This window comes from Veillonella sp. CHU110 (assembly GCF_003992255.1).
In the GTDB taxonomy this organism is placed as follows: domain Bacteria; phylum Bacillota; class Negativicutes; order Veillonellales; family Veillonellaceae; genus F0422.
Window position 1 is genome coordinate 114922 of sequence record NZ_RQVA01000003.1, and the last position, 25218, is coordinate 140139.

A 25218-nucleotide genomic window follows, 5' to 3' on the forward strand; every position below is an offset into this window, starting at 1 on the left:
GATACTATGTGTTTAGCAGTACCAGCACAATTGGTGCATATTAATGAATCCATCGGTACCGTAGAATTAACAGGAGTGCAACGGGAGTGTAGCCTGTTATTGGTGCCGGAAGCAAAAATTGGAGATTGGCTATTAGTCCATGCGGGCTGTGCCGTACAAATTGTAGATGAGGAGGAAGCGCGTTTGACCCTTGAGGCATTCCGCGAATTAGAAGAACTTGAACAAGATTACTTTAACGGAAAAATCGAAAGTCGCAGCTAGTTTGCTAGAGCGCATTCACGAATTACATAATCCAGAGGAAACTGTACGATTCATGGAAGTCTGTGGGACCCATACAGTAGCTATTTTTCGAGAGGGCATCCGTCAAATGTTGCCGAAAGGCATAGAATTGATTAGTGGTCCTGGATGTCCTGTGTGTGTGACAGACCAACAATATATGGATCAAGCCTTAGCGTATGCGGCTAGAGAGGATGTAGTCATCGCTACCTTTGGAGATATGCTGAAGATTCCTGGTACAACAGGTAATTTATGGCAGTCGAAAGAAAATGGGGCTCATATTGAAATTATTTATAGCCCTATGGAAGTACTTGGATTGAGTGAACAATATCCAGATAAAAAGATTATTTTCTTGGGTATCGGCTTTGAAACGACTATTGCTGTTATTGCAGCTACTATTCAGGCGGTGCATGCTAAGGGAGTAAAGAATGTATTTTTCTTGATTTCTCATAAATTGGTGCCACCTGCATTACGTGCTTTATTAAGTAATCCAGACCATCAAATTGAGGGCTTCTTATTGCCAGGTCATGTGAGCGTTATCATTGGAGAACAGCCGTATCAATTTTTAGCAGATGAATATCATATGCCAAGCTGTATTGCTGGCTTTGATGGTGTGGAAATTTTAGCGGCTATTGTAAATCTCTTAGAACAACGTAATGAACAGAAATTTTATGTAGGAAACACCTACCGGTCTGTGGTGGCAAAGAAGGGAAACTCAGTGGCACAACAGTTGATGGATACCTTGTACGAGCCCTCCGATGATGGTTGGCGTGGTATCGGTGTATTGCCAGCATCGGGTTTGAAATTGCGTGGAGAATGGTCCGCCTATGATGCATTGGTACAACTACCTTTGGGAACATTTACAACTAGTGATGGACCGAAAGGCTGCCAATGTGGGTCTGTTATCCAAGGGATGATTCATCCTGATGCATGTCCTTTATTTGGTAAATTGTGCACGCCTGACCATCCAGTAGGAGCTTGTATGGTTTCCGTAGAAGGTAGTTGTTCAGCTTGGTATAAATACGGTTTTTCCAGCGGTGGAATGACCTGGGAGGAATAAATGGAACGGATTCGATTAGTCCACGGCAATGGCGGTAAGTTTAGCCATGAATTGGTGGATCAATATATTGTGAAATATTTTTCTAATCCAATATTAAATGAATTACATGATGGCGCTGTATTTCCAGTTACAACGGGACGTATGGCTATGAGTACAGATTCCTATGTAGTAACACCACATATTTTCCCGGGTGGCAACATTGGGAAATTAGCTGTGTGCGGTACAGTGAATGACTTAGCCATGATGGGTGCAGTGCCTCAGTATTTGTCGTGCGGGCTCATCTTAGAAGAAGGATTGCCTATTTCTACGCTAGAAACAGTGCTAAAAACCATGTCGGAGATGGCACAACTATCTGGTGTTTCTATTGTTACAGGTGATACAAAGGTGGTAGAAAAAGGTTCCGTGGATGGCATCTATATTAATACCGCTGGGGTCGGTCTAGTGCCTGACTATGTACAGTTAGGTACGTCCTATATTGAAAGTGGTATGAAAGTCATCATTTCAGGTACCTTGGGTGACCATGCGATTGCTGTCATGGGAACTCGGTATGGATTAGATCTGCCTGATACGATACAAACAGATTGTGCGCCTTTACATAAAATGGCTCATAAGTTGTTAGAAACCTTTGGTAAAGATATTGCTTTCTTTAGAGATCCTACGCGTGGCGGCTTGGCTACTACACTACAAGAGATTGCAAACTCTGCTCAAAAAGGAATTCGTTTACAAGAATCGGCCATTCCTATTCGCGAGGAAGTGCAAGCCGTATGTCAAGTGTTAGGATACGACCCACTATACTTAGCGAATGAAGGAAAGATGATTGCTATTGTAAGTGCCGACGTAGCTGATGAGGTAGTGCAGATGATGCAGACTTTCACAGAAGGACGTGAGGCAGTGATCATCGGAGATGTGGTGAATGGCAATGCTGGAAAAGTAGGACTGCAAACAGCTGTAGGTGGTATTCGACTGCTAGATATGCTAGGTGAAGATCAAGTTCCTAGAATCTGTTAATATACTTTTGTATCATATCCTTGGATATTTCATGAAAAAATCATAGTCATGAGATATACTTATATGGAATAAAAATTTATTTTTTGATACAATGAAAAGTAAAAGGAGGATATTGCGATGAAAAAACAAATCGTAGCTGCTATGGTAGCATTCTCATTTGCCTCTGTAGGCGTAGTTGGCGTGCAACAAGCACAGGCATTTAATTTTGGTAAAGTATTAGGCACAGTATTAAAAGCTGGTGGAACTGGATTTGTAGTTGATCGTTATGGTAGTTCTATTGACGGGTATTTAAATACTCTTTTAAAACAAAATAATTTGAGTACTACATATTCAACTAAGGTAGTACCTATTGTGAGTCTTGGTCAAGGAGCTCATATTGGCGCGGCACAAGTCACAGGCCCTAGTAGTGAAGTAGAGAGAGTAGAAGCAGTAGCTCAAATGGAAGCTAGCTTTAAATCTGTTGCTCGAGTAAAGGGTTTGGTACCAATTGATAGCAAAAACCCGTTAGGTGCAAATCGTATTCAAGGCGTTGGGGTATCAGCGATTATAGATTTGAAGATTTAATATGTTAGCACGGGGTATCCCGTGCTATCTATGTGTTATTAGAGATGAGGAGATACTATGAAACGTTCTGCTGTATTGGGAGCTATGTTGGCTCTTTTGACAACTAGTGTATGGGCAGCACCAGACACAGTTTTAGAAAAAACAGAAACTTTGGAGACGACAGTGTATGGTAAAGTACAATTGGGGGCTTTGACAGATCGTGTGCATCAATTGCAAGACACTGTGTATGGAACGAAACAACAAGGTAGCATTACAGGCCAAGTGGACCATTTGTTCAATGCTGTAGAAGGACAAGGTAAACAAGTTACATTACACCAAGAAGTTAACGCGTTAGAGTGGATGTACTATGATGAAGTTCACAATGGATCCTTAGTAGAACGTATCGGACAAATGGAACGAAGTGTGAGCGGTATGGAAAATAAAGGTTCCTTGCAAAGTCGTGTCCAAAAATTAAAACAGTCTATTTTTGGCAGTCAAGTTACATTGGCGACTAAACAAGGGACTATCGCTGCGGACCAAGTATTTACCTTGACATTGACAGAACCAATTTCTTCTAAGAAAAATGCAAAAGATGATATTGTACACGTTAAATTAGCGGAAGATATTATGGATGGTGAAGTGTTATTGGTTCCGAAAGGAACTCCTGGTACTGGCCATATTACAGAGATTACAAAAGCTCGTTCTTTTGGACGCAATGCTAAGTTAAATATTGTGTTTGATCAGTTACAAGGAATTGATGGTACTATCTTTACAGCTCTTCAAGGGGAAGAAGCCAAAGCAAAAACGAAAGATGAACTGAAAGCGGCAGGTGCTTCTGTTGCTGGTGCTGTTGTATTGGGACCAGTAGGACTTGTAGGAGGATTCTTTGTAAAAGGTAAGTCTATCGATTTACCAGAAGGAACACTTGTGTACGTACAACCGGAATCTACAGTGACTATTTCTGGCATTGAAGTGCGTGGTGTAGATACAAGTGCAGCGGTACAACCAGTATCAGTGGCACAGCCTAAATCTACTGAAGAAGCAACTAGCAGTGTTGCAAAGACGACTACTACAGAAGAAGCAAAGAAAACAAAAGAGACAGTGAAACCAGCAAAAGAAGAAGCGACACAAGTAGTGCCAGATGATTCATTGATAGAAAAACCTGTCGTTATTGTGAAACGCGAAAAGGATTAGGAGATACTATGAAACAATATTCAGTAACGGCTATGACCGTATTAGCAGTTCTGGCCTGTACACATGGGTATGCCCAAACTAATACGATGCCGCTACCAGAGGTATCATCTCAGAATAAGGAAATATCTTATGTAGTACCTTCTATCACAGGGGGTGTACAAGCTAGTACCGATACAAAATTAACTCCTGTTTTGCAAATAAAGCCTGCAAAAAAAGGCGAGACCGTAATGCCAGTGGAGGAAAGCTCTCAGCCTGTACGCATTGATGCTGATAAAATGTATTATAATGGAACGACAGGAAAAGTATGGGCTAAAGGAACTGTAGAAGTAGAGCGTGGTACTCAGCAGTTGCTGACTCCAAAGGTTGAAGGGAATGTGCAAACTCAACGATACGAAAGTAAAGAAGGGTATCATTTCTTAGAAGAAAAAGGCTTGAAAAAAGATTTGCAAGGGGCCTTTATTTCTTATAATGCAAGCAACGGACAGGCACAGACAACAGATGTATTTGGCTATGCAGAACCCTATTGGGTGAAAGCGAAGGCAGCGGAGTTTGATGGGACACATGGTCACATTGAAAAAGGTTGGATTACAACTAAACATGCCATTGCCTTTAAAGGGGCTCCAGATTATCGTGTAGAGGGTGACTCTATTGATATCTACCCAGAAGATAAAGCCATTATACATAATGCAGCTTTGTATATTAAAAATACCAAAATTTTATCTTTGAAACGATATAAAGTTTCTTTGCGAAAAGACAAAAAAGGTCAATTGAATGTATTCTCTATCATTCCAAGACCAAGCTATAACTCTACCGATGGATTCGTCTTAAAAGGCAATATTGAATACCCTCTATCAAATACGTCTGACGTATTTTTGGGGTATACGGTAGGTTCTAAAGTAGGATTTAAACCATCCTTTGGATATGAAAAGGCGCTCCCTTGGGGTGAGGTGAGCTTGGCCTATACTCGTGAGTCATCTACATTGAATGCAGAAAAAGTTTGGGTTGAGAAAAAACCTGAGTTATCTATTGATACGCATGCGTACCACATTGGTCATTCGCCGTTGACAATACGTGGCGGATTGAGTATGGGACGATGGTATGAAGGTGATATTAAAGGATCCCATCATAAAATATATGGAGAAGTATCTCATGATCCATGGCATGTTTTACCATCCACAGATGTAACTGCATTTGTAGGATATCAACGAGATTATTATGGCTATAACGGACTGACAAGAACGATGCCATATTGGGGAATCGGAGCAAAAACTACCATCAATGATCGAGTGAAAGCTTGGGCTGGATATCATCAAAATAATACATCGGAAACATTGGATTCCCCATACTCCTTTGATAAAGTAGATGTAAAACATGATTTTTATTATGGTGTTAGTGTACAGGCGACGAAATTAGATCGCTTCAGCATCAATGTACAACAAGATTTGCTCACCCATCAATTACGATATGTAGATATATCTTGGCATAGAGACTTACATTCTTTTGAAGGTTCTTTAACATATAGAACGAAACAAAAGAAATGGGAGTATACATTAGTAGCTAAGGACTTTTAAGTGAGAGGATACTATGAAAAAGGTTAGAAAAGCGGTTATTCCTGCAGCAGGATTTGGTACGCGTTTTTTACCTGCTACAAAGGCACAGCCCAAAGAGATGTTGCCTATCGTAGATACACCTACGATTCAATACATTGTGCAAGAAGCCATAGATTCGGGTATTGAAGATATCCTGATTATTACAGGTCGTAACAAACGAGCGATAGAAGATCATTTTGATACTAGCGTAGAATTAGAACAGTTATTGCAACAGCAAGGGAAGCAACAACATTTAGAAATGGTACGTAATTTGGCGAATATAAAAGTTCATTACATTCGTCAAAAAACAGCTCGTGGTTTAGGTGACGCGATTTATTGCGCCAAAACTTTCATTGGAGATGAACCGTTTGCAGTGTTATTAGGCGATGATGTGGTATATAATCCACAGCGACCTTGTTTACAACAACTCATCGATTGTCACTATGCACATGATGGTGTGACAATTTTAGGTACACAGTTTGTAGCACCAGAAAAGGTGAGTTCCTATGGGATTGTATCGGGGCAGGAAATTGAATCTAATGTGTATGAAGTAGCTGGTCTTGTAGAAAAGCCATCTTTTGAATATGCTCCATCTAACTTAGCCGTGTTAGGGCGCTATATATTAACGCCAGAAATTTTTGATGAGTTAGAGAAGACACCGCAAGGTGCAGGCAATGAAATTCAACTGACCGATGCGATTGCAAGACTTTCCTCTAGAGTGCTAGCCTATTCCTATGAAGGAGTACGCTATGATATAGGAGATCGGCTAGGCTATTTAAAAGCAACTGTAGAATATGGGTTGCGAAATCCGCAGTTGGCCGAGGCTTTCAAAAGCTATTTAGAAGATTTAGATATTGATTTTATTATGAATCATACATCATAGATGGATGCGTTTTCTGAACGGATGTTATGAGGTGAGAACCTTATGACATCCGTTTTTGCATAACTATTCAGCACATGTTAAGAGTTTATTGTGATAAATATCATAAGTACTTATATTTACTGGATTGTTAGGAGGTATATAATTGACCTCATATTGTGAAATATTTAATTAAATGTTAGAATATAGGAATAAACATAAGTATATTAAGTTAGAACTGATGAGGACTACATATGTCAACAAGATTAAACTGGAAACATTCCGAAATTAAAGAGAATCCACTATTTTCTAAGTTAAGAAGTACCATTGAAACTGCTTTTTATGGAAATAATGTAACACCTATAACGACGATTGCTCAAGCCTATGAGTTGGCTGCTAAGGAACCAGGTGTCATTGTATTAGATATGCCTGTATATCGAGCGGAAGAGCAAGGGTTACCACAAGATGCAAAAGTGTTAGTCACAAATAATGGTAAAACCACTGGGCGTTATGCGAAAGCTCGTCGTATCATAGGTGATGAAGGTATTAATGAAGTTGAATTGTGCGATATTGCTCGTGAAGCAGTGTATGATAGCCGTCATAAGGAATGGATTTCTGCACAGGCCATTGTAGGATTAGATGAAGCTTTTACAGCACGTGCACATTTAATGATTCCCAAAGAACATGCTTCTATTTTATACTCTTGGGCTATTAACTTTCAGTTCTTTAATGAAGAAGTAAAAGCTTTCTATAAAGACAGTAAACAGTTGCCAGAGGGTGATATTTTTATTTATTCTGATCCAGATTATGTGGTAGAAGGACACCCAGGTGGATTGGCTATTTTTGATCCAGCTCATAATTGTGCCATGATTTTAGGGATGCGCTACTTTGGAGAGCATAAAAAGGGAACTCTTACATTGGGATGGTCCTTGGCAAATCGCTATGGCTATGTGGCATGCCACGGCGGTATGAAACGATATAATTTAAAAGATGGTTCATCCTATACGATTGGCGTGTTTGGTTTATCTGGATCTGGTAAATCTACGTTGACTCATGAACAACATGAAGGGCGCTACGATATTTCTGTGTTGCATGATGATGCGTATATCATTCATACAGAAGATTTATCTTCTATTGCATTAGAACCAACCTACTTTGATAAAATGCAAGATTATCCAGTGGAACATCCCGCTAACAAATATTTGTTAACATTACAAAACGTGGGTGTTACATTAGATGAAGACGGTAATAAAGTTGTATTGGCAGAAGATGTGCGTAATAACAATGGTCGTGCCATCAAATCTCAATTCTGGACTGATAATCGTGTGAACTTTGTGAAAGATCCAGTGAATGCTATCGTATGGTTGATGAAAGATAAAACATTGCCGCCAATTTTAAAGGTTGATGATCCAATTTTAGCGGCGACTATGGGGGCTACATTAGCAACACGTCGTTCAACAGCAGAAAAATTAGATGATCATGTAGATCCGAATGCATTGGTTATTGAACCCTATGCAAACCCATTCCGTACCTACTCTTTGCGTACAGATTATGAAAGTTATAAAAAACTATTTACTCAATCTGGCGTAGATTGTTACATCATGAATACAGGATTCTTCTTGGATAAAAAGATTCCAAAAGAAGTTACATTAGGCTTGCTAGAGGGATTAGTTGAGGGTAGCCTTAACTTTGAACCTTTCTATAAATATGAAAACTTAGAATATGTAAAAGTAGAAGGGTTTGAACCAGACTTTACAGTTCGTGAGTACCATCATATTTTGCATAAAGCATTCGAGTTCCGCTATGATTACATTGAAAAATTAAAAGGAACAAAAGATGAATTGCCAAATGAAGTACTAGATGTACTGAAAATTCTTATGTAATGGGAGAGTAGTTATGAATCAAAAATTGTCTTGGGGGTCCGTAGTCTTTATCGGAACCATGTTATTCGGTATGTTCTTTGGAGCTGGGAACTTAATTTTTCCAGTTCATTTAGGACAAGAGGCAGGTAATGCATTGTGGCCTGCAACATTAGGCTTTTTAGCTACAGCTATAGGATTACCATTCCTAGGTATTGTAGCCATGGGTGTATCTCGTAGTAATGGTTTGCAAGACTTAGTAAGTCGTGTACATCCAACATATGGTAAAATTTTTACGTTATTATTGTATATTACGATTGGTCCTGCATTCGCAATCCCAAGAACAAGTACGGTATCCTATACCATAGGATTTGAGCCATTCCTTGGCGGTATAAATCCCGATCTTGCACTAGGTGTGTTTTCTGCCGTATTTTTTATTGTAGCAATCTTATTCTCCTTGAACCCTGGTAAATTAATGACCTACATCGGTAAAGTGTTAACACCTTTATTCTTGGTGTTCTTAAGCATTTTATTGCTGACAGTAGTGATTATGCCAATGGGAGATTACAGTGCGGTTGTACCACAAGGAGAATATGCAACACATGCTTTCTTCAAAGGCTTCACAGAAGGCTATAATACTCTTGATGTATTGGCATCTTTAGCATTTGGTATCATCGTAATTCGTGCCTTACAAGGTGTAGGTGTAACAGAACCAAAAGATATTGCGATTGGTCTTGTAAAAGCTGGTTTCGTAGCTTGTTCTATTATGGCTGTAATTTATGGTTTCTTGGCTTACAGTGGTGCTACTAGTGTGACAACATTGGGTGTTGCTAAAAATGGTGGTATTACCATGGCACAAATGAATGCTTACTATTTTGGTAATACTGGGGCTATCTTATTGGCTATTATTGTTACCTTAGCCTGTTTGAAAACCTGCGTAGGTTTGATTGGTGCTTGTGGGGAAACATTTGACGAAATGTTCCCTAATACATTGGGCTACCGTGGATATGCGTATCTTACAACTGCAGTTGGTTTCTTAATTGCTAATGTAGGTTTGACAAAAATCATCGAATTGGCAATCCCTGTGTTGATGTTCTTATATCCATTGTCTATTACTATCATATTGTTATCCTTTGCAGCACCTATGTTCAAAGGAAGACGAGCAGTATATGCTTGGACAACAGCGTTTGCTTTATTTGCGGCATTAGGAGATGCCATGGCTACAGCTCCAGAAGTTATTAATACATCTGGATTTGTACAATGGGCGTTACCATACTATGGTATGCTTCCGTTTGCTTCTATCGGTATGGGATGGATTGTACCATCTATCATCGGCTTTGTACTTGGTTTAGTATACATTGCGATTGTTCCGAATAAAACAGATAGTGATATGTTTGCTAAATAATTAAGATAGCAAACAGAATATAGTTTGATAACTGTTAGCGACTAGGTCATGTTGATCTAGTCGCTTTTTGTGTAGTGTGCCTAAGAGGAGTAATACCTGTTAATGAGTGATATTACAAGTGATGAGTTCCACATATTAGGATTACTTTCATTTCATAATAGACTGAATTTTAAATTCTATAGAAAGTGGAATTTGACTATTTGCGAATACATGCGTATATGGTATAATCTGTATATCTTTCCCATAGAAAGACTGTAGGAGGTGGCGCGATGCTACCATGTAGTATAGTAGAAAGGAGATTTTTATGTGGAAAAAAGGACTGGCCCTGTTGGTGGTCTGTCTGGTTGGGGTCTTGCTGTGGCATGAATCTTCACTAGAAGCACCAGGAGGAGGCAAGATGTATCGGGTTGGCATCTTGCAATTAGCGGAGCATCCCGCATTGGATGCTGCAAATAAAGGTTTTGTAGATGGTTTGCGTGAAGAGGGTTTCGTAGATAATGTCATTATCGACCATCAAAATGCTCAAGGTGATCAATCAAATTTAAACACCATTGCGCAACGATTTGTAGCTAGGAATTCAGATTTAGTAGTGGCTATTGCTACACCTGCGGTGCAGGCGATGGCGAATGCTACGAAGGATATACCGGTGTTAGGCACGGCTGTCACTAGCTATACAACGGCTCGTTTAGTAGATAGTGATGAACATCCAGGTGGTAATGTATCAGGTACAACAGACATGGTGCCTATGGAAAAACGAGTAGAACTAGTGCATCAATTGTTACCGAATGCAAAAAAAATCGGCACTATTTATTCATCAAGTGAAGTGAATTCACAATTACAAGCAGAGAGTTTTCGAAAAGAAGCTGAAAAATACGGTATGGAATTAGTGGAAATTACTGTATCCAATGTGAATGATGTGCCACAAGCAGCGAACCAATTAGCGATTATGGGTGTTGATGCAGTATATTTCCCTACGGATAATATTATTGCTTCTTCCTATGCGAATATAGTCACTATTTTCAGCACAGCGAATTTACCAGTATTTCCATCTGATGATACATGGTTAAAAACAGGTGGATTAGCAGCCTATTCGGTAGATTTTTATAAACTAGGTGTTCAAACAGGTCATATGGCAGCACGTGTGCTACGTGGAGAAAGTACACCTGACAGTATGCCAATCGAAATGCAAAAACCGATTAAATTTGTGTTTAATCAAGACGAAGCGGATCGCTTACATATCTCAATTCCAGAAGAATTGAAACACCAGTAGTATAGTAGTAGGGGAAACCCTAAGTAGGAGGATATATGACAAACTTAATTATTAGCACCATTGCGCAAGGTCTATTATGGGCGTTGTTGGCATTGGGTGTATTTATTACTTTCAGAATATTAGACGTAGCAGATTTAACAGTAGAAGGTAGTTTTCCTATGGGAGCCGCTATTTCTGCAGTATTAATTACGATAGGTGTCAATCCATGGGTGACAGTGATTGTAGCAGGTATTGGTGGTATGATTGCCGGTGCTGTTACAGGATGGATTCATACAAAGTTAAAAATTCCCGCATTATTAGCCGGTATTTTAACAATGATTGCCTTGTACTCTGTAAACTTGCATATCATGGGAAAAGCTAATATTTCGCTTTTGCGTATGGATACGGTCTACTCCGTTATTCATAGTGTGGGTATATCCAATGCAGTGGCATTAACTATTATCGGTGTAGCGGTAACGATAGTAGTAGGGCTCTTCCTGTTCTGGTTCTTTGGCACTGAATTAGGTACATCCATTCGTGCTACTGGTGTGAATCCACAAATGATTCGTGCCCAAGGTGTGAATACAGATTCTATGATCGTTCTTGGCCTATTGCTATCTAATGGCTTTGTAGCAGTGTCTGGTGCATTAATTGCGCAATCCCAAGGGTTTGCGGATATTGGTATGGGGGTAGGAACTATTGTGATAGGCTTAGCCTCTGTTATCATCGGAGAAGTGTTATTCACCTCTTCTTCCATAGTTCGTAAACTGTTTGGTAATTCCTCATTCGTGTTGAGTTTAGTGGCTGTTGTATTTGGTTCTATTATTTACCGTATCGTAATTGCTACTGTGTTATACCTAGGTATGCCTCCAAATGATTTGAAATTATTCACTGCTATTTTAGTAGCCCTTGCTTTATCTTTACCAAAATGGCAAGGTAAATTTCGTCGTGGTTAAGGGAGGATATGCACATGTTAGAATTAAAAGGAATTGTGAAAGCCTTCCATAAAGGCACTGTGAATGAAAAAATTGCGCTTCGTGGCATTGATTTGCGATTAGAAGATGGTGACTTCGTTACCGTTATCGGCGGTAATGGAGCCGGTAAAAGTACATTGTTAAACTCTATTGCAGGAGTATTTCCAGTGGATGAAGGAATATTGCGTATCAATGATGTAGATGTGACACATATGGCAGAATACAAACGAGCTAAATACATTGGACGTGTCTTCCAAGATCCTATGTTGGGCACAGCAGGGAATATGCAAATCGAGGAGAATATGCTTCTTGCCTTGCGTCGTGGAAAGAAAATGGGATTGTCCTGGGCTTTCAAAGAGAATGAACGAGAATTGTTTAAGCAACAATTAGCGCGTCTAGGCTTAGGGTTAGAAAATCGTTTATCCTCTAGCATGGGACTGCTCAGTGGTGGCCAACGTCAATCGATTACACTATTAATGGCTACTATGTTGAAGCCCGAAGTATTATTGTTAGATGAACATACAGCAGCGCTTGATCCTAAAACTGCTGAAAAAGTATTACAACTAACAGATGAACTGGTGAAAGAACATCATTTAACAACTTTGATGATTACTCACAATATGCGTGATGCCTTACGCTTTGGTAATCGCTTAATCATGATGGATAACGGCAAAATTATTTATGATGTAAAAGGCGAAGAAAAAGCCAACTTAACCGTCCAAGATTTACTAGAACGCTTTGAAGTGGCTAGTGAAAATACCCTTAGCGATCGCATGATGCTAGGTTAAACTACTTTACTTTTTATCTGAAATATAGTAATATAGTTAGCGATGTATAATAACCTAGGCGAGGTAATTGAGTCTCCGCCCATTACTTTGGTCTATGGAAATGTAATTTTTAGGAGGACATGAAACATGTTAACTACAGAAGCTAAAGCAGCTATTATTAAAGAATTCGCTGTTCACGAAGGTGACACTGGATCCCCAGAAGTACAAATCGCGATTTTGACAAACCGCATTGTATACTTAACAGAACATTTAAAAGAGCACAAAAAAGATCATCATTCCCGTCGTGGTCTTTTAAAATTAGTTGGTCAACGTCGTAACATGCTTGACTACCTTCGTCGTAAAGACATCGAACGCTACCGTGCGATCTTAGAAAAATTAGGCTTACGTAAATAATCTTACGTATAACAAAAAGCGGCTTCGGCCGCTTTTTTTGTTTAGAACTTTCTGACAGATACATATAGCTTGTAGGGCTATAGTATATGTAAGTTTTTTTTGGATAGTTTTGTCTATCAGTAGTATAAAATAAGTAATCTTATATTGAGTGTTATGATATAAGCATTCACAGGGGGTCATTAAGGTGTATAGATTGATAGTCGTAGTTATATAGTAGCTACATCGACTAAGAAATGATTTACAATGTTAACTATTGATGATATCCTAATAAGGAATCTTAAGGTTTGTTTTATAGTAAGAAGGGAAGTACAGATGAAACAAGTAAGACCCAATAATATACTAGGGTATATGGTTAAGAGTAAGGTGTCCTATACTATGTTGTTATCGATGATTGCATTAGCTATGAGTGGGCAAAATAGCTACGCAGTGAATGCGCAAGATATGGAAGAAATGGTGATCTTGCCAGATGTGACAGTAACGGCGACGAGAACATTACAAGATATTTCAAAAACACCTAGCTCTGTATCTGTAGTGACAGCGAAGGATATGGAAAATCGTCGAGTGGATACGGTTGCAGATGCGTTGCAATTATTGCCGGGGGTGTATAAAAGTCAAGCCTCTGCGGGTGATATTCAAATTCGCGGATTTGACTCTAAAAATATCTCCGTGCTTGTGGATGGTGTGCCGATGAATAATTCTTTCAATAATAAAGTGGATTGGGAAGTAATTCCTGTGCACTCCATTGAACGGATTGAATTAGTGCGTGGCGCTAGTTCCTCTTTATATGGTGGTAAGGGTGTTGCAGGTGTGATCAGCATCAAAACGAAACAAGTGGCACCAAAAGCTGACCGCAAGGAGATTCGTTGGCACGGTAAGGTGAATGGTGGTACCTATGGTACATGGAATAATGAACTTGGATTTGATGCTCGTGTGTCTGATCAGGTAGCCATAGGTGTATCTGCAGAAGAGCGTCGTACAAATGGGTTCCCAGGATTTTTTGTGACAGACAAAAGCAAAGCAATTACTAGTAAGGTAAAAGCGATTACACCAGATATGCCGTTGGAATTATTGAAAAGTGGTAAATATGTGTTAGGGAATCGTGGAGATAAATCTCTCCATAATAAAAATCTATCAGCGTATGTGACGATGAACTTAGGTAAAAAAGAAACGTTAACCTATCGCTATACTTATGCTAATCATAAGTACTCTTACCACAATCCAATTAGTGCGGTTACAGTAAATGGAAAGACCGTTTTTACAGGGGATATCAAGGTTAGTGATAAAAAATATGTATCTCTTAATGGCAATAGTTTCTTAGGTCATGATGCAGAGCGAGAATATCATTCTCATAGTTTGCAATATAAAAATGAAGCGAACAAATTACAGATTTCCTTGGGCTATTTAGATAAAAAGAAAGATGGCTATTCTGTGCCAACAAAAGCAACTTCAGGAGATTATGAAGGATCAGGTTCTCACTCCTTCTATCCAGGCAAAGCGTACAATCTAGATGTGCAAAAAGCATGGAAACCAGAAGGTAAACATCAGATTGTGGGGGGATTCAACTGGAAACAAGAGCAATTTGATCAAGAGAAAATTTCCTTGCAACATTGGCGTGATAAAAACTCTAAGGACAGCACGCTGTTCCCGAATGGTGTTAGCGAAACCAATACAGGGGCATCTCGCACGATGGCAGCCTTTGTACAAGATACGTATCGCCCTAACGATGATTGGGCTATTTATGCCGGACTTCGTTTAGATCATTTTAAAAAGTACGATGGGGCCCACGGGGAGTACAATAAGAAAACAAAGTCTTACGATGTCGTACATCATAATGATGGATCTTACACGGAGTTGAGTCCTAAGTTGTCCGTAGAAAGATATCTTGATGATTCTACCAACGTCTATGCATCCTATGGCCATTCCTTTGCACCGCCAACATTGTACCAAGTGTACCGCTTTGGTCAAACATCTAAAACTCCTATTTATGCAAATCCAGAGTTAGATCCAGAACATTCCGATACCTTTGAACTTGGTTTGAAAAAATCTTGGAATGAAAGTACAAAATTAAATGTAGCAGCTTTTTTCGTAAATACAAAGGATAAGATTCAACTTGTAACTTTCAAAAAAGTCGCTGGTACTAATGAGTATAAAAAATATATTAATGTAGGATCAGAAACACGTCGTGGTGTAGAATTAGAACTTCGTCACAAGTTATCTAACAAATGGTCTGTCTTTGGAAACTATACATGGCAAATGGGATATATAGAAAGTAAAGCTTTGGCCAATACAGATCAAAGTGATGGAAGAGACCAAAACTTTGAGATTCCAAGACACCTATTCCATGGTGGTTTCGAATACAATAGTGGCAAGTGGAATGCCTTATGGGATATGCAATACGTTAGTGCACGCCAAGGTAAAGATACTGCCGGTGGTGAGCCAGAGGCAGAAGATGCGTACTTCTTAACAAATGCTTCTGTAAATTACAAGGTATCCAAAGAAGCTACTTTGCAAATCGGCGTGCAAAACCTATTCAATCGTGAATATTACGCTAGAGAAGCAACAGGTGGCCGTACATACAATGTAGGGATGAAATTTAAATTTTAATATAGAAATCTATAAAATGAGATGTTCATTGTATGAATGTCTCATTTTTCATAATAAGTTTTTAAAGGGTATACGTTCATAAGTATAAGATATAGAAAAGGGTGAATATTATAATATTAAGTGTAAACATAACTAACATTCATTATATGATGATTTTCAATGACGCAAATCAGTGCTATACTATAAAATAGGGAATTTTATTTTTATAGTAAAGGGGCGTACGTATGAAAACAAAAACAAGTAAGGCGCAATTAGTGTTATTGTCCATGATTTTGTCTGCTATGACGAGTCAAGCGGTACAGGCAGTGGATACTTCTGCAGCAGAGGAAATTGTTATGTTGCCAACAGTAACAGTGACAGCTACACGGACGATGGAAGACATTGCTAAAACACCTAGCTCAGTATCTGTAGTGACACAAAAAGATATTGAAGCCAAACGGGTGGATACTGTAGCAGATGCGTTACAACTATTACCAGGCGTATACAAAAGTCAAGTTGGGAATGGTGGTTTGCAAATTCGTGGCTTTGATTCTACTAATATATTAGTATTGCTCAATGGTGTACCAATGAATAATACTTTTAATAATGGCGTAGATTGGGAAGCTATTCCAGTACATACGATTGATCGTATTGAATTGGTACGAGGGGCTAGTTCCTCACTTTATGGAGGTAGAGGTGTAGCCGGTGTTATCAGCATTCAAACAAAACAAGTAGCACCTAAAGAATCTGTACAAGATATTCATTGGCATGGACAAATAGGACATAGCTCCCATGGCACATGGAATAATGAATTAGGATTTGATGCGCGCGTATCTGATCGTGTATCTGTAGGCGTTTCTGCAGAACAACGTAGGACAGGTGGATTTCCAGGATTCTTTATAGTAGACGGTGCATACGAGTTAGAAGCAGGTGATAAAACAATTACACCAGATACGCCTATTCCGCAAACAAAGAATGGTGACTATTTGTTAGGTAGTCGTGGAGATAAAGCTTTCAATAATAAAAACTTGTCTGCTTATGCCACTGTGAAATTGAGAGACAAGGAATCCCTAACATATTCTTATTTATATACTAATAACACATATGTGTATAAGAACCCTATGAGTACAATTACAGAAAAAGGGAAACCTGTATTTGCTGGTGTTGTAAAAATCAATGATAAAGAAGGGGTAGAACTTAGAACATCTAGGTATTTAGGGTATGATGGATTACGAGAATATCATTCTCATGGTTTACAATATAAAAATGACGCTAATAAAATACAGGCTTCCTTCAGTGTATTAGACCGTAAGAAAGATGGATTCTCTAGTCCTGCCAATCCGACTACATCAGACTATAGTGGACCAGGAGATGACTCTTTCTATCCTGGAAAAACAATTAATTTTGATGCTCAAAAAATATGGGAAAATATTGGGAAGCATAGCATCGTGGCTGGTCTTAACTGGAAACAAGAAAGTTTTGATCAAAAACGCAGAGACTTAACCAATTGGCGAGACCATAGTTCTCATGATTCTACGACGTATCCAGATGGGGTTTATGAAGTGAATAAAGGGGCTACTCGGAATGTAGCGTTATTCTTACAAGATACATATCGTCCAAATGATGATTGGGCTGTGTATACGGGACTTCGCGTGGATCAATTCAAAAAATTTGATGGTCAGCATATTACATTTGATACAGGTAAGAAAGAATATAAGACACGACATCATGGGGAAGGCAATTATACAGAATGGAGCCCTAAAGTTGGCGTAGAACATTATGTAACAGACTCTTTAAATGTATATGCATCCTATGGACACTCCTTTAATCCACCGCCATTAAGTCAAGTCTATCGTTTTAGTGGTACTGTGAAAGCAAACCCAGAGTTAAATCCGGAAAAATCAGATACCTTTGAAATTGGCTTGAAAAAAGCGTGGGATACGAAGACTACATTAGGGATAACAGGGTTCTATGTAAGAACAAAAGACAAAGTGAAACTTGTAACATATTATAAAAATAAAAAAGTTGATTACAAAATGTACAGTAATGTAGACTCTGAAACTCGTCGTGGCGTGGAACTAGAGCTTCGTCATCAATTGTCGCCAGCTTGGTCTGTGTTTGGAAATTATACGTGGCAAACAGGACGTATCAACCATAATGTGATTTCACAAACCAATACGAAAGCATATGAAGAAACTATATTTGATATTCCAAAACATATCTTCCATGCTGGGATTGAGTATAACAGTGCTAAATGGAATGCTCTATGGGATACACAATATATCAGCCGTCGTCAATCTTTAGACGAAGTGACAGGGCAGTATGGAGCAGCAGATAGTTATGTTATCTCGAATCTCTCTGTGAATTACAAAGTATCCAAAGAAGCGACAATCCAACTTGGAGTACAAAATGTATTTGATCGCGTCTTCTTTGATGATGAAGCCACAGCAGGTCGTACTTACTCAGCAAGTATGAAATTCAAATTCTAATACAATATAATATTAACAGCATGAGACGTTCCGACGAGGGGCGTCTCATTTTATTGTCTACTAGATGTTGTATGACCAATTGGAATAGCACTACCATAGGCAATGGCTCTTACCAATGGTATACTAAAGAGGATATAAAGATATTCATAGTAGAGGTCTAAGTGATTCGTAAGGGGAGTATGTATGAATTATAAGCGAAATGTATTAGCAGGACTTGTTATGGCATGTTTGAGCACGGTACCATTTGTATATGGAGCATCGGCAGAGGTAGGCTTTCAACAGGTTGTGACGCAACCGGAGCGCATTGAGGTAAGCACAGCGGGGCGAGCTGTGGCGATGCGCAAATACCATGAGGTGCTCAACTATCCAGAGGGGCTGCATATTAAGGTAAATGGTGTAGGGTATGACACGGTGCAGGATAAGCACCATAATGTAACTGGTATTTATGTATTGGATGGTACGAAGTTAACTGTCCACAAGGGCTTGCAAGTAGATCTAAGTAATGCTTATCCCTATGATCAAGCGGATGAAATGGCACATTATTACATGAGTGGCATCTACGCAGGATTTGGGCGTAAACAGATTGATGACCCTAAGTATGACACAAAGGTTGTTGTTCACGGGCCTACTGTGATTCATGCTGTTGGCAATGGTGTACAGGCCAACAAAGATAGTTATGTTACATTAGATGGTCCTGTTACAATAGAAACGGTTCCGTTTCAACAGGCAGATGTGTATGCAGCTATAGTAGAAGAGGGCAGCATTGGGATTGGTACTGGACAATTAGCTGACACATATACAGCGACCTCTTTGGGGATGGGTACGGTATCCACAACTCCAGTGACTGTACAAGTGACCGGCAACTTAGGTGTGTTAAATAAAAATTATGGATTGAATCCTAATCCAGGTCGTCATGGGTCGTTCATCGACTTGCATTTGGAAACAGCTGATTCTAAATGGACTGGTGGAGCTTTAAATGAATTTGCTGAAAGTGAAAATAATCCGTATAATTCAGGTGTTGTATTGCGACTAGCGAATCAGGGAGCATGGCATAACCAGTGGCTAGGTGCGAAACGCCACCGAGCGGACCATGAAGAGTTACTAAGAAAGACTGGAAAAGGATATACTTTCACAGGCAGTCATATTCAAACTTTAATTGGTGGTGATACACAGGACACAGCGGGCATTATTTTCCAAGAAGATGAGAATCCAATTTATGTAGATACAGTAAAAGGCTATATTAAAATTGTGGATAAGCGCCCAAATACTAGTAATAAGGCACCGCTTATTGTTGTGAAAAGAAACGAAGGAGAACTTCTCTTTCTCAAATAAGAAGAATAAAATTATATTTTAATCAAGAAAAGCTTGCGTAGTATAAGTCATCTAGAGTATAATTGTATGGAAGTATTAGTACTTGGTAATAAAAGGTGGTTATATGAGTCGTAATAAGAAGGAAGAACGGCAACAGTTATTGCGCGAAAAACTGAATATTAGCCCCTTCACGACAGATGAGGAATTGGCCACATTTTTCAGTGTTAGTGTTCCTACGATACGATTGGATCGACTGGCCTTAGGAATTCCTGAATTGCGTGAACGGATTAAGGCGATGGCACAGGAACACACAGACGACCGACAGCACATCGATCGATCAGATATTGTAGGCGATGTCATCGATTTATCGGTAGGACAGTATGGCATTAGTGTTCTTAGAACTACAAAAGACATGTTAGATCGTTCTGGTTACGTGGAAGCACAATATTTGTATGCCCAAGCTAACTCTTTGGCAAGAGCAATTGTAGGAGTTCCTACGGTGATTGCTGGGGTAGGCAATATCAAATATAAAAGCCTCGTTAAGAGTGATGTTAATTTGGCGGCGAAAGCTGAGTTAGTGCGACAACGCGGAGAAAAGTTCTTTATTAAAGTAACAATCAAAGATAACATAAAAGAAGTGTTTCGCGCTAAATTCATTATGGAATCTGTGATAGAATAAAGGTGAACCATGAAGATTGCAGTAGATGCTATGGGCGGCGACTTTGCCCCTCTGGAAATAGTATTAGGCTCTATTGCCGCTGTGCACGAATATAAACATATGGAAGTCGTGCTTGTCGGTGATGAAAGTAAAATAAAAGAAATATTAGAAGATACTGGTGAATTGGATAATCCTAGAATTGCTATACATCACGCTAGTGAAGTAATCGAAATGCATGAGCATCCAAGTATTGCATTGCGCAAAAAGAAAGATGCTTCTATTGCAGTGGCAACAAAATTAGTTCGTGACAAGATTTGTGATGCAGTCATTGCACCTGGCAGTACAGGAGCAGCAGTAGCAGCAGCTTTGCTAGGGTTGGGACGCATCAAAGGAATCGAAAGACCGTGTATTGCTACACCATTACCAACAGCGAATGGTGTAACCATTATGCTAGATTCTGGCGCGAATGCAAACAGTAAACCAAAACATTTGGTACAAGGTGCCATTATGGGATATAATTACGCACAATTGTTGTTGGGAAAAGCAAATCCTACGGTAGGCCTACTCAACATAGGAGAAGAGTCTACGAAAGGCAATGAAGTTGTTCTAGAAACATATTCACTATTGCAACAGTTAAAAACAATTCCTTTCAAAGGAAATGTGGAAGGCCGTGATATTCCGAAAGGGACGGTGGATGTTGTAGTATGTGACGGCTTTGTGGGCAATGTTGTGCTTAAATTTGCAGAGGGACTTGTGTCTGTAGTACAAGAAATCCTGAAAGCAGGTATCAAGCAAAGTAGTATTATATCTAAATTGGGGGCACTATTAATTGTTCCAGTGTTTAAAAAAATAAAAAAACGTCTAGATCACACGGAAAATGGTGGAGCTCCACTATTAGGGGTAAATGGTGTGTTTATCATTTGCCACGGTAGTTCAAAGTCTAAAGAAATTATGACAGCTATCAAAATTGCTGGTGATTTAGTGGAACGGAAATTGATTGATCATATTTCCTCAAGTATTCAAGAAGAAGGGACCCTAACTTATGACAATGCTGAATAAGCCAGTCGGAATTATTGGTACCGGTAGTTATGTGCCAGAAAAAGTATTAACAAATGCCGATTTAGAAAAAATGGTGGATACCAGTGATGCTTGGATTCAAGAACGTACAGGTATTAAAGAACGCCGTATTGCTCCCGAAGGCGTAAATGCTTCAGATATGGCTACAGAAGCAGCAAAAAAAGCCTTAGAAGCAGCTAACTTAACAGCAGAAGATTTAGATTGCATCATCGTAGCTACATTGACCGGAGATATGGCAATTCCATCTACGGCATGTTTAGTACAAGCGAATCTAGGAGCTACGAAAGCAGCAGCCTTTGATTTATCTGCAGCTTGTTCAGGATATGTATACTCTTTGATTACAGCTAGTTCTTATATCAATGCGGGATTGTTTAAAAATGTCCTCGTAGTAGGCGTTGAAGTATTATCTCGTGTGGTAAACTGGGAAGATCGCAATACATGTGTTCTTTTCGGTGACGGTGCTGGAGCCGCTGTAGTATCTTCAGTAGAAGAAGGCTATGGTATGCTTGGTATGGATATGGGGGCTGACGGAAGTGGCGGAATGCATTTATGTATTCCATCTGGAGGTACCGCATTGCCACCGACTACGGAACGTCGTGAAGAAGGGTTAACTTTCATTCATATGAATGGGCAAGAAGTATATAAATTTGCTGTAAAAACAATGGGCAAAACTGTATTGAAAGCTCTAGAAATGGCAAATATGGAAGTGGAAGAATTAGATTTCTTTATTCCACATCAAGCGAATACTCGTATTATCAAATCTGCAGCAGATCGTTTGCATCTGACAGAAGATAAAGTATTTATTAATTTACCTAAGTATGGAAACACATCAGCAGCATCCATTGCGATTGCTTTAGATGAAGCAGTGCGTGCAGGAAAATTACAAAAGGGTGATAATCTTGCCGTTGCTGGATTTGGTGCAGGATTAACTTGGGCAAGTCTAGTAATGAAATGGTGCTAAGGAGGACAAGATGATTAAGACTGATATTTGTGATTTATTAGGGATAGAGTATCCCGTGCTTCAAGGTGGTATGGCTTGGTTGGGTACAGCTGAATTAGCAGCAGCTGTATCTGAAGCAGGTGGTTTGGGAATTATCGGAGCAGGTCATATGCCTCCAGATGTATTCCGTGCAGAAATTCATAAATTGAAAGAACGCACAAGCAAACCATATGGATGTAACATTATGTTGATGTCTCCATTTGTGAATGAAGTTATGGAAGTTGCTTTAGAAGAACGTGTACCGGTGATTACAACTGGGGCAGGTAATCCATCTACATGGGTACCAGCTTTCAAAGAAATCGGTACTAGAGTAATTCCTGTAGTGGCATCTGTATTATTAGCAAAACGTTTGCTTCGTGGTGGTATTGATGCAGTCATTGCAGAAGGTACTGAATCTGGTGGTCACGTAGGAGATATTACTACTATGTGTTTGATTCCTCAAATCGTTGATGCAGTGGACGTACCTGTTATTGCCGCTGGTGGTATTGCTGATGGTCGCGGTATGGCGGCAGCCTTAGCCTTGGGCGCTAGTGCAGTTCAAATGGGTTCTCGTTTCGTTGTGTCTGAAGAATGTATTGCTCATGAAAATTACAAAGAAGCTGTATTGAAAGCAAAAGATCGCTCCACTGTTATGACTGGTTTAACGACAGGTCATCCAGTTCGTATTATTGAGAACTTATTAGCTCGTAAATATCAATCCCTTGAGTTCAGCGGAGCACCAAAAGAAGCTCTTGAAAATTTAGGTGCTGGTACACTTAGAAAAGCGGCTATTGAAGGGGAAACTAAAAACGGTTCCGTTATGATTGGACAAATTGCAGGTATGTTGACTGACATTAAACCTTGCGCAACAATCATTCAAGATATTGTTCGTGAAGCAGAAGAAGTGATGTTGAACTTAAAATCTGTTATCCGATAAGCAGGAGGAAACCTTATGAAAACAGCATTTGTATTCCCTGGTCAAGGGTCTCAAAAAGTTGGTATGTTAAAAGATTTGTATGAAGTGTATCCTATCGTAAGAGAGCGTTTTGCACAAGCAGATGAAGCATTGGGATATTCCATTTCACAATTATGTTTTGAAGGTCCAGATACGGAATTAGTAAAAACAGCAAATACACAACCCGCAATTTTAACAGCTAGTGTGGCATGCTATGAAATTTTAAAAGAGAAGGGCTTTACACCTGATATCGTAGGTGGTCATAGTCTTGGTGAATACAGTGCTTTAGTAGCAGCAGGCGTTCTTGATTTTAAAGATGCTGTTTACGTAGTACATAAACGTGGTGAATACATGCAAGAAGCTGTGCCATTGGGAGAAGGTGCTATGGCTGCGATTCTAGCATTGCCTCGTGAAGAAGTGGTCCGCATCTGCGGAGAAGTGAATGATACGGTAGGATCTGTACAAGCAGTTAACTTTAACTGCCCAGGACAAATTGTAATTGCTGGTGCTACAAAAGCCGTAGAAGTGGCAGCTGAAAAAATGAAAGAAGCTGGTGCTAAGCGTGCTGTTATGTTACCAGTAAGTGCTCCTTTCCACAGCCGTTTAATGGAACCAGCTGCAAAACGCTTACAAGAAGAGTTAGATAAGATTGAAGTGAAAGATGCACAAATTCCGGTAGTAGCAAATATTACAGGAGAAATCCTAAAAGAGGGTGCTGCTATTAAAGAAGCATTAGTAACACAGGCGGCAGCGCCAGTACTTTGGGAAGATTGTGTAGCTACAATGGTAGACTTTGGTGTAACTCGATTTGTAGAAGTAGGCCCTGGCAAAGTATTGACAGGTTTTACTAAAAAAATTAACAAAGCAATGGAATTGGCAAATGTTGAAGATGAAGCATCCTTAGCAGCAGCGATTGCATTCTTACAAGGAGAATAAGATGAATTTAACAGGTAAAGTAGCCTTAGTAACAGGCGCATCTCGTGGTATTGGTCAAGCGGCTGCTATTGAATTAGCAAAAGCTGGCGCTGATATTATCGTTAACTTTATTGGAAATGAAGCAGTGGCACAAGAAACTGTGGAAGCCATTGAAGCATTAGGCCGTAAAGCGATTAAAATTAAAGCGAATGTAGGCGATGCAGATGATGTACAAGCTATGGTAGATGAAGCACATGCTACATTCGGTCATATCGACATCCTCGTAAACAATGCAGGTATCACTCGTGATGGTCTTTTAATTCGCATGAAAGATTCTGATTGGGATGAAGTACTTAACATCAACTTAAAAGGCGTGTACTTAGTGACTAAAGCTGTGGCTAAATTAATGGTAAAACAACGTGCTGGTCGCATTATCAATATGACATCTGTATCTGGTGTGACAGGTAATGTGGGTCAGGTCAATTACGCCGCTGCAAAAGCAGGGGTGATTGGCTTCACTAAAACATGTGCTAAAGAATTAGCTGCTCGTGGTATTACTGTGAATGCAATAGCACCAGGATTTATTGAAACAGCTATGACAGATGTATTACCTGAAAAAATCAAAGAAGGTATTGCAGCAACTGTGCCACTAGGCCGTATGGGTCAACCAGAAGAAATTGCTGGTGTGGTAACATTTTTAGCGTCTGACTTTGCAAGTTATATTACTGGCCAAGTTCTCAATGTAGACGGCGGAATGGTGATGTAAAAGCAAGATTCTATACATAGATTACGTGAAAGGAGGTGTACGTAATGAGCACATTTGACAAAGTAAAAGCTATTGTTGTTGAACAATTGGGCGTTGACGAATCCGAAGTGGCTATCGATTCCACTTTCATCGATGATTTGGGCGCTGACTCTCTTGACATCGTTGAATTGATCATGGCATTTGAAGAGGAATTCAATATTGAAATCCCTGATGATGTTGCTGAAAAAATCAAAACTGTAAAAGATACAGTTGATTACATCGATTCTACAAAATAAGTCTTAGCACTTA

Annotated in this window: 23 protein-coding genes; all 23 read left to right on the top strand. The window is 39.5% G+C overall.

What is annotated here, in order from left to right:
• The first annotated feature begins 6 nt into the window (after nucleotides 1-6).
• Entirely contained in the window at nucleotides 7-261 is a 255-nt protein-coding gene (locus EO122_RS02135) for a HypC/HybG/HupF family hydrogenase formation chaperone (protein WP_126938116.1), read from the top strand.
• Entirely contained in the window at nucleotides 218-1336 is a 1119-nt protein-coding gene (gene hypD / locus EO122_RS02140) for a hydrogenase formation protein HypD (protein WP_127009173.1), read from the top strand. The genes EO122_RS02135 and hypD overlap by 44 nt, the downstream gene beginning before the upstream one ends.
• On the top strand, nucleotides 1337-2344 hold the full coding sequence (hypE, locus tag EO122_RS02145) for a hydrogenase expression/formation protein HypE (RefSeq protein ID WP_127009174.1): 1008 nt from the start codon (nucleotides 1337-1339) through the stop codon (nucleotides 2342-2344).
• Between the two features lie 117 nt (nucleotides 2345-2461).
• Complete coding sequence (locus tag EO122_RS02150; protein ID WP_127009175.1) at nucleotides 2462-2908, top strand: hypothetical protein; 447 nt, start codon at nucleotides 2462-2464, stop codon at nucleotides 2906-2908.
• 57 nt (nucleotides 2909-2965) lie between these two features.
• Nucleotides 2966-4081 carry a hypothetical protein gene (locus EO122_RS02155; RefSeq protein ID WP_127009176.1) on the top strand — a complete coding sequence of 372 codons (1116 nt, stop codon included), beginning with the start codon at nucleotides 2966-2968 and terminating at the stop codon, nucleotides 4079-4081.
• An 8-nt stretch (nucleotides 4082-4089) separates the two neighbouring features.
• A complete protein-coding gene (locus EO122_RS02160) occupies nucleotides 4090-5652 on the top strand; it encodes an LPS-assembly protein LptD (protein WP_127009177.1) in 1563 nt (520 codons plus the stop codon).
• A gap of 13 nt (nucleotides 5653-5665) precedes the next feature.
• On the top strand, nucleotides 5666-6553 hold the full coding sequence (galU, locus tag EO122_RS02165) for a UTP--glucose-1-phosphate uridylyltransferase GalU (RefSeq protein ID WP_126938122.1): 888 nt from the start codon (nucleotides 5666-5668) through the stop codon (nucleotides 6551-6553).
• 230 nt (nucleotides 6554-6783) lie between these two features.
• Nucleotides 6784-8412, top strand: coding sequence for a phosphoenolpyruvate carboxykinase (ATP) (locus EO122_RS02170; RefSeq protein ID WP_127009178.1), 1629 nt, complete (start codon nucleotides 6784-6786; stop codon nucleotides 8410-8412).
• Between the two features lie 13 nt (nucleotides 8413-8425).
• Nucleotides 8426-9793 carry a branched-chain amino acid transport system II carrier protein gene (gene brnQ, locus EO122_RS02175; protein WP_127009179.1) on the top strand — a complete coding sequence of 456 codons (1368 nt, stop codon included), beginning with the start codon at nucleotides 8426-8428 and terminating at the stop codon, nucleotides 9791-9793.
• 304 nt (nucleotides 9794-10097) lie between these two features.
• Nucleotides 10098-11063 carry an ABC transporter substrate-binding protein gene (locus tag EO122_RS02180; RefSeq protein ID WP_127009180.1) on the top strand — a complete coding sequence of 322 codons (966 nt, stop codon included), beginning with the start codon at nucleotides 10098-10100 and terminating at the stop codon, nucleotides 11061-11063.
• Nucleotides 11064-11098: 35 nt separating this feature from the next.
• Nucleotides 11099-11998, top strand: coding sequence for an ABC transporter permease (locus tag EO122_RS02185; RefSeq protein ID WP_127009181.1), 900 nt, complete (start codon nucleotides 11099-11101; stop codon nucleotides 11996-11998).
• 14 nt (nucleotides 11999-12012) lie between these two features.
• On the top strand, nucleotides 12013-12804 hold the full coding sequence (locus EO122_RS02190; protein WP_127009182.1) for an ABC transporter ATP-binding protein: 792 nt from the start codon (nucleotides 12013-12015) through the stop codon (nucleotides 12802-12804).
• Nucleotides 12805-12930: 126 nt separating this feature from the next.
• The gene (gene rpsO, locus EO122_RS02195) at nucleotides 12931-13197 is read left to right on the top strand and encodes a 30S ribosomal protein S15 (RefSeq protein ID WP_009353572.1); all 267 of its coding nucleotides are present in this window, start codon (nucleotides 12931-12933) and stop codon (nucleotides 13195-13197) included.
• A 312-nt stretch (nucleotides 13198-13509) separates the two neighbouring features.
• Nucleotides 13510-15801 carry a TonB-dependent receptor gene (locus tag EO122_RS02200; protein WP_240632632.1) on the top strand — a complete coding sequence of 764 codons (2292 nt, stop codon included), beginning with the start codon at nucleotides 13510-13512 and terminating at the stop codon, nucleotides 15799-15801.
• Between the two features lie 224 nt (nucleotides 15802-16025).
• Nucleotides 16026-18269 carry a TonB-dependent receptor gene (locus EO122_RS02205; protein ID WP_127009183.1) on the top strand — a complete coding sequence of 748 codons (2244 nt, stop codon included), beginning with the start codon at nucleotides 16026-16028 and terminating at the stop codon, nucleotides 18267-18269.
• A gap of 183 nt (nucleotides 18270-18452) precedes the next feature.
• Entirely contained in the window at nucleotides 18453-19601 is a 1149-nt protein-coding gene (locus tag EO122_RS02210) for a hypothetical protein (RefSeq protein WP_127009184.1), read from the top strand.
• Between the two features lie 103 nt (nucleotides 19602-19704).
• The gene (gene fapR / locus EO122_RS02215; RefSeq protein ID WP_127009185.1) at nucleotides 19705-20259 is read left to right on the top strand and encodes a transcription factor FapR; all 555 of its coding nucleotides are present in this window, start codon (nucleotides 19705-19707) and stop codon (nucleotides 20257-20259) included.
• A 9-nt stretch (nucleotides 20260-20268) separates the two neighbouring features.
• Nucleotides 20269-21297 carry a phosphate acyltransferase PlsX gene (plsX, locus tag EO122_RS02220; RefSeq protein WP_127009186.1) on the top strand — a complete coding sequence of 343 codons (1029 nt, stop codon included), beginning with the start codon at nucleotides 20269-20271 and terminating at the stop codon, nucleotides 21295-21297.
• On the top strand, nucleotides 21281-22276 hold the full coding sequence (locus tag EO122_RS02225) for a beta-ketoacyl-ACP synthase III (RefSeq protein WP_127009187.1): 996 nt from the start codon (nucleotides 21281-21283) through the stop codon (nucleotides 22274-22276). Before plsX ends, EO122_RS02225 begins: the two co-directional genes overlap by 17 nt.
• Before the next feature lie 10 nt (nucleotides 22277-22286).
• Nucleotides 22287-23231 (top strand): enoyl-[acyl-carrier-protein] reductase FabK, encoded by a 945-nt coding sequence (gene fabK / locus EO122_RS02230; protein ID WP_127009188.1) that lies wholly within the window; start codon nucleotides 22287-22289, stop codon nucleotides 23229-23231.
• A gap of 15 nt (nucleotides 23232-23246) precedes the next feature.
• Nucleotides 23247-24185: an ACP S-malonyltransferase gene (gene fabD / locus EO122_RS02235; RefSeq protein WP_127009189.1), complete on the top strand. Its 939-nt coding sequence runs from the start codon at nucleotides 23247-23249 to the stop codon at nucleotides 24183-24185.
• Nucleotide 24186: 1 nt separating this feature from the next.
• Nucleotides 24187-24930, top strand: coding sequence for a 3-oxoacyl-[acyl-carrier-protein] reductase (gene fabG, locus EO122_RS02240; protein WP_127009190.1), 744 nt, complete (start codon nucleotides 24187-24189; stop codon nucleotides 24928-24930).
• A gap of 44 nt (nucleotides 24931-24974) precedes the next feature.
• Nucleotides 24975-25205: an acyl carrier protein gene (locus EO122_RS02245; protein ID WP_009353552.1), complete on the top strand. Its 231-nt coding sequence runs from the start codon at nucleotides 24975-24977 to the stop codon at nucleotides 25203-25205.
• The last annotated feature ends 13 nt before the right edge of the window (nucleotides 25206-25218 follow it).